We start from the raw sequence: 14,704 nt of genomic DNA on the forward strand, positions 1-14,704 counted from the left end.
TCTGAGAGGGGAGAATGTCCGCTGAAAAAGAGCCGTCAGGCGGCTAGAGGCGGAAGATAGTTCAATAAATAGAACCGGCCTTGCATATAGGCAAGGCCGGAAGAAAGAAATCAGCTCGGCAAATGATAGTCGAGGAAGCGGTCTTGCCGGACGTCGAAAAGCTTGCCGCTGACTTCGAGTTTTGGATCGGCAAGCTTGACGATTTTTTCCGCGACGGACTGCGGCGTCGGCAGTGTTTCCGGATCTTCGCCCGGCATCGCTTGAGCGCGCATTGCCGTGCGGGTGGCGCCCGGATTGACCGAGTTGATCTTGAGCTTCATCTGTTTCGTTTCTTCGGCCCAACTGCGAGCCATGACTTCGACAGCAGCTTTCGAGGCAGCATAAGGCCCCCAGAAGGCGCGGCACGTATGCGCCACACCGGAAGACAGCAGAATGGCACGCCCTGCATCGGAAGCGCGCAGCAGCGGATCGGTAGAACGGATAAGGCGCCAGACGCTGGTGACGTTGACGTTCATGACTTTCTCGAAGGTCTTGGCTTCAACATGGCCGATGGGCGATATCGTGCCGAGAACCCCCGCATTGGCGACCATGATATCGAGCTTGCCCCAGCGCTCATGAATAGAACCACCGAGGCGATCGATCGCTTCCATGTCGGTAATGTCGAGGGGTACCAGCGTTGCGCTGCCGCCGAGTTTGCGAATGTCGTCGTCCAGCTCTTCAAGCCCGCCGACCGTGCGCGCAACGGCGATCACATGCGCGCCGCGTTTTGCCAGTTCTAGCGAAAGAAAATAGCCGATACCGCGCGATGCGCCTGTTACCAGTGCAATGCGGCCCGTAAGGTCGATGCTCATCTAGTCCCCATATGTCATTCAAACACAAGAAACAGGCGGCCTTTGGGGCCGCCTGCGTGAAAGGATTGGGCGATCAGCCGTTGCTGGCAAGCAGTGACAGCGTGTGCACGTTGCTCTCGCCTTCCTGATCGAGAAGACGGGTTGGATATTCGCCCGTGAAGTAGTGATCGGTAAAAGCTGGCGCTTTCGGATCACGCGGCTTTCCGCCGACTGCCTTGTAAAGCCCGTCGATGGAAAGGAACGCCAGAGAATCCGCGCCGATATAGCGGCACATGGATTCCAGGTCTTCATGCTGGTTTGCCAGCAGCTTATCGGCATGGGGGGTGTCGATACCGTAGAAATCAGGGTGGTAAATCATGGGACTTGCCACGCGAATATGCACTTCCTTTGCGCCTGCATCGCGGATCATTTGCACGATCTTGACGGACGTGGTGCCCCGCACGATGGAATCGTCCACCAGCACCACGCGCTTGCCTTCGATCATGGCGCGGTTGGCCGAATGCTTCAGCTTGACGCCAAGCGCGCGAATTTGCTGCGTCGGCTCGATGAAGGTGCGGCCCACATAATGGTTGCGGATGATGCCATATTCGAACGGAATGCCGCTTGCCTGCGCGAAGCCGAGAGCGGCAGGCGTGCCGCCATCGGGCACCGGCACAACCACGTCGGCCTCGATACCGGCTTCCTTGGCAAGCTCCATGCCCATGTTCTTGCGCGCGACATAGACGCTGCGACCGCCGACGACGGAGTCAGGGCGGGCGAAATAGACATACTCAAACAGGCAGAGCCGTTCCGGCTGCGGATTTTCAGCCTTGATGGATTCGGTGGTGATGGAGCCGTCTTTCTGGATCTCGCAGATAACGACTTCGCCGTTTTCGACGTCGCGAATATACTTCGCTCCAATAATGTCGAGGGCGCAGGTTTCCGAGCAGAAGATTGGTTTTCCGTCCAGTTCGCCCATGACAAGCGGGCGGATGCCGATGGGATCGCGGGCGGCGATCAGCTTGGTGCGGGTCAGCGCCAGCATGGCATAGCCGCCTTCGACCTGCCGGATGGCATCGACGAAACGGTCAGACGAGGATGAGTGGCGCGAGCGGGCAATCATATGCAGCACGACTTCCGTGTCGGACGTCGCTTGGAAGATCGCGCCGGAAGCGATCAACTGTTTGCGGAGTGTGAGGCCGTTGGTGAAATTGCCGTTGTGAGCGATGGCGATGCCGCCAACTTCCAGCTCCGCGAACAAGGGCTGCACATTGCGCAGAATGGTCTCGCCGGTGGTGGAATAGCGCACATGGCCGATGGCGCGGTCGCCCGGCAGGCGGTTCAACGTCGCCGCATCGGTGAAATGGTCACCGACGAGGCCCATATGACGTTCGGAATGAAAACGGCGATTGTGATAGGAAACGATGCCGGCGGCTTCCTGTCCGCGATGTTGAAGGGCATGAAGGCCCAATGCGGTCAACGCGGCTGCGTCCTCATGGCCAAGAATGCCAAATACGCCGCACTCTTCATGCAGGGTGTCTTCATCCAGCATAAAGGAGGCATTTTCAGAAGAATGGCTGGTCATTGCCGCAAGGCCTTTCGATTGCAGAGGCAACTAAAGCGCCTCTCTATCACAAGATGGCTTTTTGTTAAAAGCGAAGAGTTCGCCGCTGCGTCGATATAGTCTCATCCGCATCAGTATCACATGTTACAGGCGAATAATCTCGCAAATTCCCGCCTGAAATATGATCGCGGGACTAAAATAACAATGTTTGAGCGTCAACTTGGCTATTTTGCTTCCAGAATCAGAAAAGCCGCCAGCATGGCTGACGGCTTCCCGATAATCGAAAACAGCTTATTGCTGCGCAGGCGTATCGTCCGGAACTGGCGCTTCTTCCTGTTCGCCCGAAGCGGGAGCATTCTGCTGAGGCTTGAACCTGTCAATCATCTGGTCGGGATTGGCTGGAAGGAGATCAATCAACTGCTGGCCAAAGGAATCGAGCATCGGCTTGGATTTGGCATTGGTTACCCATGCTGGCTGGTTGGTTGGGACAAGCCAGTTGAAGAACAGCATGGCAACGACAACGAGAAGCACGCCGCGCACGCCACCGAACAGGAAACCCAGTGTACGGTCGAGTGCACCGATGCGGCTGTCGATGATGAAATCGGCAATCTTCATGGTGATCAGCGACACGACAATAAGCACGACCAGGAAAACCGCGCCAGCGGCGGCAATCTTCGCGATGGTTTCGTTGTTGATGTAAGGCTGCACGAAAGGCAGAACCGGTTGGTAGAAAAGATAGGCAGCAGCTGCTGCTGCCGCCCACGATACCAGCGACAGCACTTCGCGGGAGAACCCGCGAACCATCGCCAGAACGGCTGAAACCAGCGTTATCCCGAGTAGAATTCCATCAAGCATGGTTATCGGCATTCTGGCCTGTCCTCAGTTATTATGCGCAACTTGTTCCACGCGCAGGGCAGTCAAAGATGCTGGAGTTTATCACCGGAAGGTTGACAGATTCTTCCAGTCATAAAACTCCAGATTTATTGCTTCTTTCCGGAGCCTGAAGCCGCGATACGCGCCACCAGATCGGGCAAAGCCGAAGTTTCCATGAGGCGGAAGCTGCGATCTTTCCAGAGTTCGCCGCTGCCGCCGGGCACTTCTGCCTGCCGGAAGCCGAGTTTCTCCGCTTCCTTAAGCCTCTGTACCGCATGCGTTACCGCGCGAACAGCACCGGAAAGGCTGATTTCGCCGAAATAAACACAATCTGGCGGAAGGGCAATACCGGCCATGGATGAAACAAGTGCGGCAGCCACAGCTATATCCGCAGCAGGCTCGCTGATACGATAACCGCCTGCAACATTCAGGTAGACATCGTGCTGGCCGAAACGAACGCCGCAATGCGATTCGAGAACGGCGAGGATCATGGCAAGACGCCCGCCATCCCAGCCGACGACCGCACGACGCGGTGTGCCGAGCGAGGAGGGCGCGACAAGGGCCTGAATTTCCACCAGCACCGGGCGCGTGCCCTCCATACCGGCGAAGACGGCGGCGCCGGGAGCCTTGGCATTGCGCTCGCCGAGAAAAAGCTCGGACGGGTTTGAAACCTCGCGCAAGCCGCCATCCGACATTTCGAAAACGCCGATTTCGTCGGTCGGGCCGAAGCGGTTCTTCACCGTTCGTAGAATGCGGTAATGGTGGCCGCCTTCGCCCTCGAAATAGAGAACGCCGTCAACCATGTGCTCAACCACGCGGGGACCGGCAATCTGGCCCTCCTTGGTCACGTGGCCGACCAGCACAACCGCTGCGCCCGTCTGCTTGGCATAGCGGATCAGCGCTTGCGCCGACGAGCGCACCTGCGTGACCGTGCCGGGCGCGGAGTCTGCCATGTCGGTCCATAGCGTCTGGATCGAATCGATGATCACCAGATCCGGGCGTTTGCCGTCTGAAATGGTGGCGATAATGTCTTCGACATTGGTTTCGGCGGCAAGCTCCACTGCCGACGATACAACGCCGAGACGCTGCGCGCGCAACCGAATCTGTGCGACGGCTTCTTCGCCTGAAACATAGACAATGCGATGTCCGCGATTGGCGAGCGCCGCCGCTGCCTGTGTCAAAAGCGTGGATTTGCCGATACCGGGATCGCCGCCGATCAGAAGCGCGGAACCACGCACGAAACCGCCGCCGGTAACGCGGTCAAGCTCGCTGATGCCGGAAATGATACGCGGCGCATCCTCTATGTCGCCGGAGAGCGAGGTGAGGGCGACGGCGCGTCCCTTGCGCTTGGACAGCATGGCACCCGGCCCGGAGCCGATGCCGCTATTGGTGCCTTCCTCGACGAGCGTGTTCCACTCGCCGCAGGAGTCGCACTTGCCTGCCCAGCGCGAATGGACCGCGCCGCAATTCTGGCAAATGAATTGAACGCGCGCCTTGGCCATCAGACGCGCTCCATCGCGAATGTGAGTTTATTCATACTGTTCCGGGAGATAAGAACCCTCGGCCAAGTCTGCAAATCGCGTGAACTCGGACTGGAAAGCGAGCTTGACCGTGCCGGTAGGCCCATGACGCTGCTTGGCGATAATGACGTCCGCAGTGCCACGCACTTTTTCAAAGTGCTGCTTCCATTCTTCATATTTCGGGTCAAATTCGTCGCGCGGCTCGAGATTCTTGACGTAATATTCCTCGCGGAACACGAACAGCACCACGTCAGCGTCCTGCTCAATGGAGCCCGATTCGCGAAGGTCGGAAAGCTGCGGGCGCTTGTCGTCGCGGCTTTCCACCTGACGAGAGAGCTGCGACAGCGCGATGATCGGAACATTGAGTTCCTTGCCAAGCGCCTTGAGGCCGGTGGTGATTTCGGTGATTTCCTGCACGCGGTTCTGCGCGGAAGCTTTCGACGAGCCGGTCATCAGCTGTACGTAGTCGATCACCAGAACGTCGAGACCGCGCTGGCGCTTGAGGCGACGCGCACGTGCTGCAAGTTGGGCAATCGAGATGCCGCCGGTCTGGTCGATATAGAGCGGAATTTTCTGCATTACCTGCGAGCAGGCGACGAGCTTCTCAAAGTCGGTCTCGGTGATGTCGCCGCGGCGGATTTTCGAGGAGGAAACTTCCGTCTGCTCGGAAATGATACGGGTGGCGAGCTGTTCCGCCGACATTTCGAGCGAAAAGAACCCGACGACGCCACCATTCACGGCTTTCATCGAACCATCAGCCTGCTGTTCGCCTTCATAGGCGTTGGCGATGTTGAAGGCGATATTGGTGGCAAGCGAGGTCTTGCCCATGCCGGGACGACCGGCAAGGATGATCAAGTCGGAAGGCTGCAAGCCGCCCATCTTCGCGTCGAGCGAATGGATGCCGGTCGAAATGCCGGAAAGATGGCCATCGCGCATGAAAGCGGCGTTGGCCATATCCACGGCGGTTGTCACCGCGTCCTTGAAGGGCAGGAAGCCGCCGTCATACCGACCTGTTTCCGCCAGTTCGAACAGGCGGCGTTCGGCGTCCTCGATCTGTTCCTGCGGCGCCATGTCGACAGGCGCGTCATAGGCAACATTCACCATGTCTTCGCCGATGCCGATCAGCGCGCGGCGCGTCGCCAGATCGTAAATGGCGCGGCCATAATCTTCTGCGTTGATGATGGTAACGGCTTCGGTTGCGAGGCGCGTCACATACTGGAAGATGGTGAGATCGCCGACCTTGCCTTCGGTAGGCAGGAAGGTCTTCATCGTCACGGGGTTGGCCATCTTGCCGACGCGGATAAGATCGGTCGTGATCTCATAAATACGCCGGTGCAGCGGCTCGAAGAAATGGGTGGGCTTGAGGAAGTCCGATACCCGGTAAAACGCATCGTTATTGATCAGAATGGCGCCGAGCAGCGCCTGTTCCGCTTCAATATTGTGGGGTGCTTCACGATAGAGCGCGTCTTTCTGCTCCCGCGCGTCATCGAGTTTGCGTACCGCCGCTTCCGCCATGATTCCAATTCCTGTCCCTGATGCAACCAGCTAACCCTCAGGCGATGCCAAACGCAACGACGCTTCGGGTGATTCCTGCTGGAAGAGACAAGCTATACCATGATTCACACTGATCCACAGTTGGGATCGTCGTTCGGTCAGCCCGCTATTGACGCGGACTGACCTATCGAATCGGCGGAATTAAATTCAGGCGTTCATGCTTTTCCTGACGGCCCGCACCTCGCTATTGGCCCCTTTGGGGGCACTGTCGAGGCGTTTGAGGCGCTTCTCCTCGGCCTCGATATAGTTGCGGGTCAGCGGAACGGATTCCTGTTTGTGAGCGATCTGAATGTGGAACACCATCATGTTCTGCCAGCGGAACGCGCTCTCCGATGCAGCAAGATAAAATTCCCACATGCGGCAGAAGCGCTCGTCATAAAGCGCCTTTGCCTTGTCGCGATTGGCCATGAATGCCTCTCGCCACGCCTTCAGCGTTTCCGCGTAATGCAGCCGGAGGATTTCAATGTCAGTGACATAAAGCCCGGCCTTCTCGATATGCGGCAGAACCTCTGAAAGTGCGGGGATATAACCGCCGGGGAAGATGTATTTGCGGATGAACGGATTGGTGGCTCCCGGCCCATCGGCACGTCCGATGGCGTGCAGCAGAAAGACGCCATCCGGCTTCATCAGCCGCGCCACATGCTGAAAATATTCGGCGAAATGGCCGACACCGACATGCTCGAACATGCCGACCGAAACAAGCCTGTCAAACTTGTCGTTGATATTGCGATAATCGGTCAGCTCGAATTTCGCACTGTCGGCCAGTCCCTCATCCTTCGCGCGCTGGTTGGCGATAGCGTGCTGCTCTTCGGACAAGGTTACGCCCGTGACATTGGCCTTGAGATGGCGGGCGAGATAAAGCCCCATGCCGCCCCAGCCGCAGCCGATATCGAGCACCTTGTCGCCTTCCTTTACCAGCATCTTGGCGGCGATATGGCGTTTCTTGGCAAGCTGCGCCTCGGCAAGTGTGGCATTTGGCGGATCGAAATAGGCGCAGGAATACTGTTTGTCGGGATCGAGAAACAGGTCGTACAACTCGCCCGAGAGATCGTAATGACTTTTGATATTGCTCGATGAACGCGAAATCGTGTTCATCTGCTGGAAGCGGCGGAAGAGCACGCGCAGTTTCCCGGCGGCTTTCATCCACGGCTCGGTTGCCGCTGTCGGTCCGGTATTTTCAAACACCACCTGAAGCAGCGTATAGATATCGCCTTCCAGAAAGTCGATCTCGCCATCCATGAAGCATTCGGCAAGCTTTAATTCCGGGTCGAGCGCAACGGCCCGCTCGGCATGCCGGGTCTTGAACTGAACATGAACCGGCGCGCCGGTCCTGTCGCCATACTGAAATCGCGACCCCTCGGAATCGGTGACAATCAGGTCACCGATTTTAATCATATGCGAAAGAACAGTACGCAACATTCCATACATCGGCCCCATCTCCTCTCCAGGATGAAGCGAGTGCACGTCCATGCGTTTGCATGGCAGGCGGCGGTGCATGGTATCAGAGCCGCTCTGTCATCAGATTTCAGGCAATATCCCAATCGGTCAATCGGCCTAGGGAGTCGTGCCCAAGCAACGCAGACGTTTCCGTCGGCACCCTCTACAATCCAATACTAATGAACAGAATAGGGAGTTTTATCGATCTGAAAAGAGAAAATGCCCGGCGAAGGCCGCCGGGCACGATCATATAAAGTTTACCACGATGGGAATGAACGCCGGTTGGCCGGGCATTCCCGCGGATAATAGGTGGCTAATTAAGCCTGATCTTCAGCTTCGTCTTCGTCGTCGAAGACTTCTTCCGACAGAGGCTGTTCCTCGATGCCATAGATGGCTTCGATCGAGGTCAGGTCTTCACCCTTTGCCTGGCGTTCGGCTTCTTCGGTCGAACGGGCGATGTTGACGGTTACCTGAACCTGAACTTCCGGATGCAGCGAAATCGAGACTTCGTGCAGGCCGATGGTCTTGATCGGGTGGTTCAGTTCAACCTGATTGCGATGCAGGGTGAAGCCGTTGGCGGAAATGATTTCGGCGATGTCACGGGTCGAAACGGAACCGTAGAGCTGGCCGGTTTCACCAGCCGAACGCACGACGATGAAGCTTTCGCCATTGAGCTTTTCAGCAACGGCGCTGGCTTCGTTCTTGCGTTCCAGGTTCTGGGCTTCGAGCTGGGCACGCTGGCCTTCGAACTTCTTCTTGTTGGCTTCGTTGGCGCGAAGAGCCTTGCCCTGCGGCAGCAGGAAGTTACGGGCATAGCCGTCCTTGACCTTGACGGTTTCGCCCATCTGGCCGAGGCGGCCAATGCGTTCCAGAAGAATGACTTCCATTGGAGTTTCCTTTCGAGTTTCTGACTGGGTTTATTGACTGTCGGCACCCGGCATTTTCGAAACCGGCGCACCGCGCGAAGTGTCGAAAAGTCCAAGAACCATGAAGACGAAAAGCAGGAATGCGAAGAGTATGATCGCAAAATAGGCAAGCCATAGCGCCACCGGGCGCCATACCTTGCCACGCGTGCGAAAATGCATGATGGCAAGACCTGACATAATGAAGCCTGCGCTAAGAGCGCCGGCAACGACGGTTGCAATCAGTCCGGCTCCGCCGGGGAGAAATGCAACCGCAAGGGCGACCGCGAAGACAAGCAAAGCCGGACGCGGCATACGCAGCGTCGCTGGCCAGTCGTCGCGCGGTCGGCGCAGGCGGCCCGACATGGAGATCAGGCGCTGCGCCAGATAAAGATTGCCGACGAGAATCGCGAGGCACGTCGCAGGCTGGATTGCAGGCAAGGCGACCATCAGCAATGCGGTCACATTGTCCCGAATGTCCTCGCTGGCTGTGAACTGTGGATCGGCTTCGGCAACACGATCGATGAGCGTACTTGCGAGTTCGCGCGCCATGTCCGGGCCAAAGCCGAGAATTGCGCCGATAACGATGAAGCTGAGCGCCACCATCAAGGCGAGCCGGAACACGATGTCCGACAGTGGATACCAGACGAGAATATCCTTTGGTCCGCCCACTTCTTCCGCTGGCCGCGCGAGGCCGGACAGGTAGGCGCCGATTGCTGCTGGAATGAAGCTCGTCAATGCCATCAAGAGGGCTGCGAGCGGGACGGCGACAACGCCGACGGCAACCGTGGCGGTGGCGGCAGCAACGATGCCTGCGCTCGACCCCCAGCCAAGGGCAACAATGAAGATGGGAAGCGGTGTCAGGAAATAGAGAACCATGACCATAGCGGCCATCGCGCCACCCTGAACGATGACGCCGGACGACATCAAGGCCGAGGCAAGCCCCGCCAATATGCCGATACCGATAATGGTTCCGTTGAATTTCATCGCTGTCCTGCTCCGGTCTCGCCGGTTCGTGCAGTTAGAGGACTCTGCCCCAACTTGGGTTTTTGGTACGTCCGCTACGCCCATCGCAACGGAGGAAACGGGAGGAGGCGAACCACCTCCCGAATTCTTCTTACTTCACGACGTAAGGCAGCAGGCCGAGGAAACGGGCGCGCTTGATCGCCTTGGCGAGTTCACGCTGCTTCTTCTGGCTGACAGCCGTGATACGGGAAGGAACGATCTTGCCACGTTCCGAAATGTAACGCTGCAGAAGCTTGATGTCCTTGTAGTCGATCTTCGGTGCGTTTGCGCCGGAGAACGGGCACGTCTTGCGACGGCGATGGAAAGGACGACGGGTCGGGATCTGATTGATATCAACCATGATTATGCTCCTTCACCAGCTTCGTTGTCGCGTGGGCGACGTGGGCCGCGATCACCGCGATCGCCACGGTCGAAACCGCCTTCACGGCGGCGCGGACGGTCGTCGCCATCGCGTTCGCGACGGTCGTCACGGCGGGTGAGCATGGCCGACTGGCCTTCTTCGTGTTCTTCAACGCGAACGGTGAGGAAACGAAGAACGTCTTCGTTGATGCGCATCTGGCGTTCCATTTCGGCAACGGCTGCAGCCGGAGCGTCAATGTTTACGAGCGTGTAATACGCCTTGCGATTCTTCTTGATGCGGTAGGTGAGGGGACGCAGACCCCAGCTTTCGACCTTACCGACCTTGCCGCCATTAGCTTCGAGGACACCCTTGAACTGTTCGACGAGAGCGTCGACCTGCTGCTGGGAAATGTCCTGGCGGGCAAGAAGCACATGTTCATAAAGAGCCATTGGCTTTGCCTTTCTTCTGTTACAACATGCTGACACCAGCGGCTAAGCCTCTGCGACTTCTCTTGATCCGGCAAACCGGAGAAGAAAGGACGCGCAACTTGAGACGGTCGAGAGCGGAGACACGGGAGGCAGAAGCGCTTATGACTTCTACGGACAATGATGCAATTAATTGCACCGTTTGGCCGGCCCTCCGTTCAGCCCCCAGCTGGTGCCGAGCAATGAACGGGCGGCTATTACGTGTTTTTCCCCGGCTTTGCAAGGCGCAAACGGCACAAAAACCGGGAAATACTTGACTTTGCTGCCCGCGCTGGGGCACATCGCGCCAAATTGCGCAATTAGAGCGCATCCCGAAAAGTGTGAAACGGTTTTCGGATAAGATGCGCGTTAAAGTAAAAATTGGAGCGCCGGCCTGATACAGTCAGGTCGAAACGCGCTCCAATGGCAAAGATGAAAGAGGCTTTCATGGCGGTAGCATTCACTTTTCCAGGGCAGGGCAGCCAGGCTGTGGGCATGGGCAAGGCTCTGGCAGAGCAGTTTGCAGAAGCGCGCGCTGTTTTCGAGGAAGTGGACGCGGCACTGGGCGAAAAGCTTTCCGCTACCATGTTCGAGGGACCGGAAGACGTACTGACGCTCACCGCTAATGCCCAGCCTGCGCTGATGGCGGTCTCGATGGCCGTGCTGCGGGTCATGGAAGCGCGCGGCTTTTCCCTGAAGGATAAGGTTTCCTACGTCGCCGGGCATTCGCTTGGTGAATATTCCGCGCTTTGCGCAGCAGGAACGTTCTCGCTTGCCGATACGGCACGTCTCCTGCGCATCCGAGGCAACGCGATGCAGAAAGCCGTTCCCGTCGGCGAAGGCGCCATGGCGGCCATCATCGGTCTGGAACATGGCGACGTGGAAGCTGTCTGCACGGAAACCGGGGCTTCCGGTTCGGTCCAGATCGCCAATGACAATGGCGGTGGTCAGCTCGTCATTTCCGGCTCCAAGGCTGCGGTCGAACTGGCTGCCGGGCTGGCGTCCGAAAAAGGCGCCAAGCGCGCCATCATGCTGCCGGTGTCCGCGCCCTTCCATTCGACTTTGATGGGTCCTGCCGCTGACGCCATGCGCGAAGCACTCGCTTCGGTCGAAAAGCACAATCCAATCGTTCCGCTTATCGCCAATGTGCGCGCAGCGCCCGTCACCGATGCCAACGAGATTGCCGATCTTCTCGTCGAGCAGGTTACGGGTCAGGTGCGCTGGCGTGAAACTGTCGAATGGTTTGCGGCCAATGGCGTCACCACGCTTTATGAAGTAGGTTCGGGCAAGGTTCTGACCGGTCTGGCGCGCCGCATCTCGAAGGATGTGGCTGGCGTGGCTGTCGGTTCGGCTGAAGAAATCGAAGCGGCGCTTGCCGCCCTCAACGCTTAAAAGGGACTTCGCATGTTTGATCTGACTGGCCGCAAGGCTCTGGTAACCGGCGCAACCGGCGGCCTCGGTGAAGCGATTGCCCGCGCACTTCATGCGCAGGGCGCAATCGTGGGCCTGCATGGCACGCGTGAGGAAAAGCTGAAAGAACTTGCCGCTGAACTTGGCGACCGCACCTTCATCTTTCCGGCCAATCTGTCTGACCGCGAAGCTGTAAAGGCCCTCGGCCAGAAGGCCGAAGAGGAGATGGGCGGCGTCGACATTCTGGTCAACAATGCCGGGATTACCCGCGACGGGCTCTTCGTTCGCATGAGCGACGAGGACTGGGATGCCGTGTTGAACGTCAACCTGACGTCCGTCTTCAATCTGACGCGCGAACTGGCCCATCCCATGATGCGCCGCCGCAATGGCCGCATCATCAACATCACCTCCATCGTTGGCGTCACCGGCAATCCCGGCCAGGCGAATTACTGCGCATCGAAGGCAGGGCTTATCGGCTTTTCCAAGTCGCTGGCGCAGGAAATCGCAAGCCGCAATGTTACCGTGAACTGCATCGCTCCGGGCTTCATCGAATCGGCCATGACCGACAAGCTGAACGATAAGCAGAAGGAGGCGATCATGAGCAATATCCCCATGAAGCGCATGGGCGTTGGCGGCGATATTGCTGCTGCCGTTGTCTATCTGGCAAGCGATGAGGCAGCCTATGTGACCGGTCAGACCCTGCACGTCAACGGCGGCATGGCCATGATCTAACCCTCCTTCTCCCCGCAATTATGGTATAAAATGCCTTAATACGGGGGGTGGAGAAGGAAAAGGCGCTTTGCCTTGCTCAAGAAGCATGGTAATGCGCCCATCGAGAATTGCGGCATTCTGGGTAGAAGCGCTGCGATCCTGTTCCGAAAGGAATATCCACAGGATGACTGTCCGGGCGGCTTCGCTCGAAACTTGGCAGACATCTTATAACTTGATTACAATCCTGCATGCCGCTAACCAAGGCAGAGCAACAAACACACAGGTCGAGGTTCCGACATGAGCGATACCGCAGAGCGCGTCAAGAAAATCGTTGTTGAACATCTGGGCGTAGATGCCGACAAGGTCACGGAAGGCGCAAGCTTCATTGATGACCTCGGCGCAGACAGCCTCGACACGGTCGAGCTGGTCATGGCTTTCGAAGAAGAATTCGGCGTTGAAATTCCTGACGACGCTGCCGAAACGATCCTTACGGTCGGCGACGCTGTGAAGTTCATCGACAAGGCGTCCGCCTAATCTGAACTTGCGCATTGGGCTGGGGTTCTCGCGAATCCCGGCCCTGCTTGTCTTTGGCTGTTTCTTTCGTATTCACGGTCGAAACGCACATGCACAAAGGTCCGTTCGAGGCCTGTTGTGAATCTGCCGGAACGCTGGTCGAGAACGCGTTCGATATGGCAGGCTCCGGTTTTAACAATTGGAGCACCATCCCTTTCAGTCAGGCCCGGACATATGTTCTGCCGGTTAAAGCCTGCGGGGCGCGGTGCTTGTGACATAACAGAATTTTAAGGGGTGGATATGAGGCGTGTCGTCATCACCGGTCTTGGTCTGGTGTCGCCGCTTGCCAGCGGTGTCGAAGAGACCTGGAAGCGTCTTATTGCCGGTGAAAGCGGTGCTCGCCGCATCACGGAATTTGAAGTTGATGATCTGGCCTGCCAGATTGCCTGCCGCGTCCCGGTTGGCGATGGCGCCAATGGCACCTTCAATGCCGACCTCCATATGGAGCCGAAGGAACAGCGCAAGGTTGATCCTTTCATCGTTTATGCCGTCGGCGCTGCCGATCAGGCGCTGGACGACGCCAACTGGCATCCAGAAAGCGACGAAGACCAGATTCGCACCGGCGTTCTCATCGGTTCCGGCATCGGCGGCATCGAAGGCATCGTCGAAGCGGGCTATACGCTGCGCGACAAGGGTCCGCGACGCATCTCGCCATTCTTTATTCCCGGCCGTCTGATCAATCTGGCTTCTGGCCATGTTTCCATCAAGCACAAGCTGCGCGGCCCGAACCACGCGGTCGTCACCGCCTGCTCGACCGGCGCGCACGCCATTGGCGACGCTGCCCGCCTGATCGCTTTCGGCGACGCGGATGTGATGGTCGCTGGCGGTACGGAATCCCCGGTAAGCCGAATCTCGCTTGCAGGCTTCGCTGCCTGCAAGGCGCTCTCCACGAAGCGCAACGATGACCCGACCGCGGCATCGCGTCCTTATGATGAAGACCGCGACGGCTTTGTCATGGGTGAAGGTGCGGGCGTTGTGGTTCTTGAGGAGCTTGAACACGCTTTGGCGCGCGGCGCGAAGATCTATGCCGAAGTCATCGGTTATGGTCTTTCCGGCGATGCTTACCACATCACCGCTCCAAGCGAGAACGGCGAGGGTGCGCAGCGCTGCATGGAAATGGCCATCAAGCGCGCCGGAATCACGCCGGACCAGATCGACTACATCAATGCGCATGGCACTTCGACCATGGCCGATACCATCGAACTGGGCGCTGTCGAGCGCGTGGTTGGCGACGCCGCGTCGAAAGTTTCGATGTCTTCGACCAAGTCGTCCATCGGTCACCTGCTGGGTGCTGCTGGTGCTGCCGAGGCGATTTTCTCGACGCTTGCCATCCGCGATAACATCGCGCCTGCGACGCTCAATCTGGACAATCCTGCGGTCTCCACGAAGATCGATCTGGTTCCACACAAGGCCCGTGAACGCAAGATCGATGTGGCGCTGTCGAACTCCTTCGGGTTCGGCGGAACCAATGCTTCGCTGATCCTGCGCCGATATTCCTGA

The 14,704-nt window shown here is 58.0% G+C and carries 14 protein-coding genes; 4 read left to right on the forward strand and 10 right to left on the reverse strand.

Annotation, left to right across the window (positions count from 1 at the left end; all coding sequences use genetic code 11):
- Positions 1-110 precede the first annotated feature (110 nt).
- The 10 genes from F9K78_RS11130 to rpsF all read right to left on the reverse strand — a co-directional run bounded on the left by F9K78_RS11130 (position 111) and on the right by rpsF (position 10,495).
- Entirely contained in the window at positions 111-851 is a 741-nt protein-coding gene (locus F9K78_RS11130) for an SDR family NAD(P)-dependent oxidoreductase (RefSeq protein ID WP_121980549.1), read from the reverse strand.
- 73 nt (positions 852-924) lie between these two features.
- Positions 925-2,415 carry an amidophosphoribosyltransferase gene (gene purF, locus F9K78_RS11135; protein WP_121980548.1) on the reverse strand — a complete coding sequence of 497 codons (1,491 nt, stop codon included), beginning with the start codon at positions 2,413-2,415 and terminating at the stop codon, positions 925-927.
- Positions 2,416-2,685: 270 nt separating this feature from the next.
- A complete protein-coding gene (locus F9K78_RS11145; RefSeq protein ID WP_121980547.1) occupies positions 2,686-3,261 on the reverse strand; it encodes a CvpA family protein in 576 nt (191 codons plus the stop codon).
- A 113-nt stretch (positions 3,262-3,374) separates the two neighbouring features.
- On the reverse strand, positions 3,375-4,769 hold the full coding sequence (gene radA, locus F9K78_RS11150; protein ID WP_151682187.1) for a DNA repair protein RadA: 1,395 nt from the start codon (positions 4,767-4,769) through the stop codon (positions 3,375-3,377).
- Between the two features lie 27 nt (positions 4,770-4,796).
- Entirely contained in the window at positions 4,797-6,302 is a 1,506-nt protein-coding gene (locus F9K78_RS11155; protein WP_112590386.1) for a replicative DNA helicase, read from the reverse strand.
- Between the two features lie 186 nt (positions 6,303-6,488).
- Positions 6,489-7,769, reverse strand: a complete 1,281-nt coding sequence (locus F9K78_RS11160; protein WP_121980545.1) for an SAM-dependent methyltransferase — start codon at positions 7,767-7,769, stop codon at positions 6,489-6,491.
- A 326-nt stretch (positions 7,770-8,095) separates the two neighbouring features.
- Positions 8,096-8,665, reverse strand: coding sequence for a 50S ribosomal protein L9 (gene rplI / locus F9K78_RS11165; RefSeq protein ID WP_006470673.1), 570 nt, complete (start codon positions 8,663-8,665; stop codon positions 8,096-8,098).
- Positions 8,666-8,695: 30 nt separating this feature from the next.
- Complete coding sequence (locus F9K78_RS11170; protein ID WP_151682188.1) at positions 8,696-9,667, reverse strand: DUF2232 domain-containing protein; 972 nt, start codon at positions 9,665-9,667, stop codon at positions 8,696-8,698.
- 130 nt (positions 9,668-9,797) lie between these two features.
- A complete protein-coding gene (gene rpsR / locus F9K78_RS11175) occupies positions 9,798-10,046 on the reverse strand; it encodes a 30S ribosomal protein S18 (protein ID WP_006466219.1) in 249 nt (82 codons plus the stop codon).
- Positions 10,047-10,048: 2 nt separating this feature from the next.
- The gene (gene rpsF, locus F9K78_RS11180) at positions 10,049-10,495 is read right to left on the reverse strand and encodes a 30S ribosomal protein S6 (RefSeq protein WP_121980543.1); all 447 of its coding nucleotides are present in this window, start codon (positions 10,493-10,495) and stop codon (positions 10,049-10,051) included.
- A gap of 462 nt (positions 10,496-10,957) precedes the next feature.
- Here rpsF and fabD point away from each other — a divergent pair, with 462 nt between their 5' ends.
- From fabD to fabF, 4 genes are all read left to right on the forward strand, one after another.
- Positions 10,958-11,902 carry an ACP S-malonyltransferase gene (gene fabD, locus F9K78_RS11190; RefSeq protein ID WP_151682189.1) on the forward strand — a complete coding sequence of 315 codons (945 nt, stop codon included), beginning with the start codon at positions 10,958-10,960 and terminating at the stop codon, positions 11,900-11,902.
- Between the two features lie 12 nt (positions 11,903-11,914).
- Positions 11,915-12,652 carry a 3-oxoacyl-[acyl-carrier-protein] reductase gene (gene fabG / locus F9K78_RS11195; protein WP_151682190.1) on the forward strand — a complete coding sequence of 246 codons (738 nt, stop codon included), beginning with the start codon at positions 11,915-11,917 and terminating at the stop codon, positions 12,650-12,652.
- Between the two features lie 276 nt (positions 12,653-12,928).
- Positions 12,929-13,165, forward strand: coding sequence for an acyl carrier protein (locus tag F9K78_RS11205; RefSeq protein ID WP_002963616.1), 237 nt, complete (start codon positions 12,929-12,931; stop codon positions 13,163-13,165).
- A gap of 279 nt (positions 13,166-13,444) precedes the next feature.
- Positions 13,445-14,704: a beta-ketoacyl-ACP synthase II gene (gene fabF, locus F9K78_RS11210; RefSeq protein ID WP_151656361.1), complete on the forward strand. Its 1,260-nt coding sequence runs from the start codon at positions 13,445-13,447 to the stop codon at positions 14,702-14,704.

This window comes from Brucella pseudintermedia (assembly GCF_008932435.1).
Classification (GTDB): domain Bacteria; phylum Pseudomonadota; class Alphaproteobacteria; order Rhizobiales; family Rhizobiaceae; genus Brucella; species Brucella pseudintermedia.

What these genes read in the sequence shown, in the direction of transcription:
- rpsF (WP_121980543.1), bottom strand. Translation starts at nt 10,495, where the DNA reads ATGGCTCTTTATGAACATGTGCTTCTTGCCCGCCAGGACATTTCCCAG.
- F9K78_RS11160 (WP_121980545.1), bottom strand. Translation starts at nt 7,769, where the DNA reads ATGTATGGAATGTTGCGTACTGTTCTTTCGCATATGATTAAAATCGGT.
- F9K78_RS11170 (WP_151682188.1), bottom strand. Translation starts at nt 9,667, where the DNA reads ATGAAATTCAACGGAACCATTATCGGTATCGGCATATTGGCGGGGCTT.
- rpsR (WP_006466219.1), bottom strand. Translation starts at nt 10,046, where the DNA reads ATGGTTGATATCAATCAGATCCCGACCCGTCGTCCTTTCCATCGCCGT.
- F9K78_RS11155 (WP_112590386.1), bottom strand. Translation starts at nt 6,302, where the DNA reads ATGGCGGAAGCGGCGGTACGCAAACTCGATGACGCGCGGGAGCAGAAA.
- purF (WP_121980548.1), bottom strand. Translation starts at nt 2,415, where the DNA reads ATGACCAGCCATTCTTCTGAAAATGCCTCCTTTATGCTGGATGAAGAC.
- fabD (WP_151682189.1), top strand. Translation starts at nt 10,958, where the DNA reads ATGGCGGTAGCATTCACTTTTCCAGGGCAGGGCAGCCAGGCTGTGGGC.
- F9K78_RS11130 (WP_121980549.1), bottom strand. Translation starts at nt 851, where the DNA reads ATGAGCATCGACCTTACGGGCCGCATTGCACTGGTAACAGGCGCATCG.
- F9K78_RS11205 (WP_002963616.1), top strand. Translation starts at nt 12,929, where the DNA reads ATGAGCGATACCGCAGAGCGCGTCAAGAAAATCGTTGTTGAACATCTG.
- radA (WP_151682187.1), bottom strand. Translation starts at nt 4,769, where the DNA reads ATGGCCAAGGCGCGCGTTCAATTCATTTGCCAGAATTGCGGCGCGGTC.
- rplI (WP_006470673.1), bottom strand. Translation starts at nt 8,665, where the DNA reads ATGGAAGTCATTCTTCTGGAACGCATTGGCCGCCTCGGCCAGATGGGC.
- F9K78_RS11145 (WP_121980547.1), bottom strand. Translation starts at nt 3,261, where the DNA reads ATGCCGATAACCATGCTTGATGGAATTCTACTCGGGATAACGCTGGTT.
- fabG (WP_151682190.1), top strand. Translation starts at nt 11,915, where the DNA reads ATGTTTGATCTGACTGGCCGCAAGGCTCTGGTAACCGGCGCAACCGGC.
- fabF (WP_151656361.1), top strand. Translation starts at nt 13,445, where the DNA reads ATGAGGCGTGTCGTCATCACCGGTCTTGGTCTGGTGTCGCCGCTTGCC.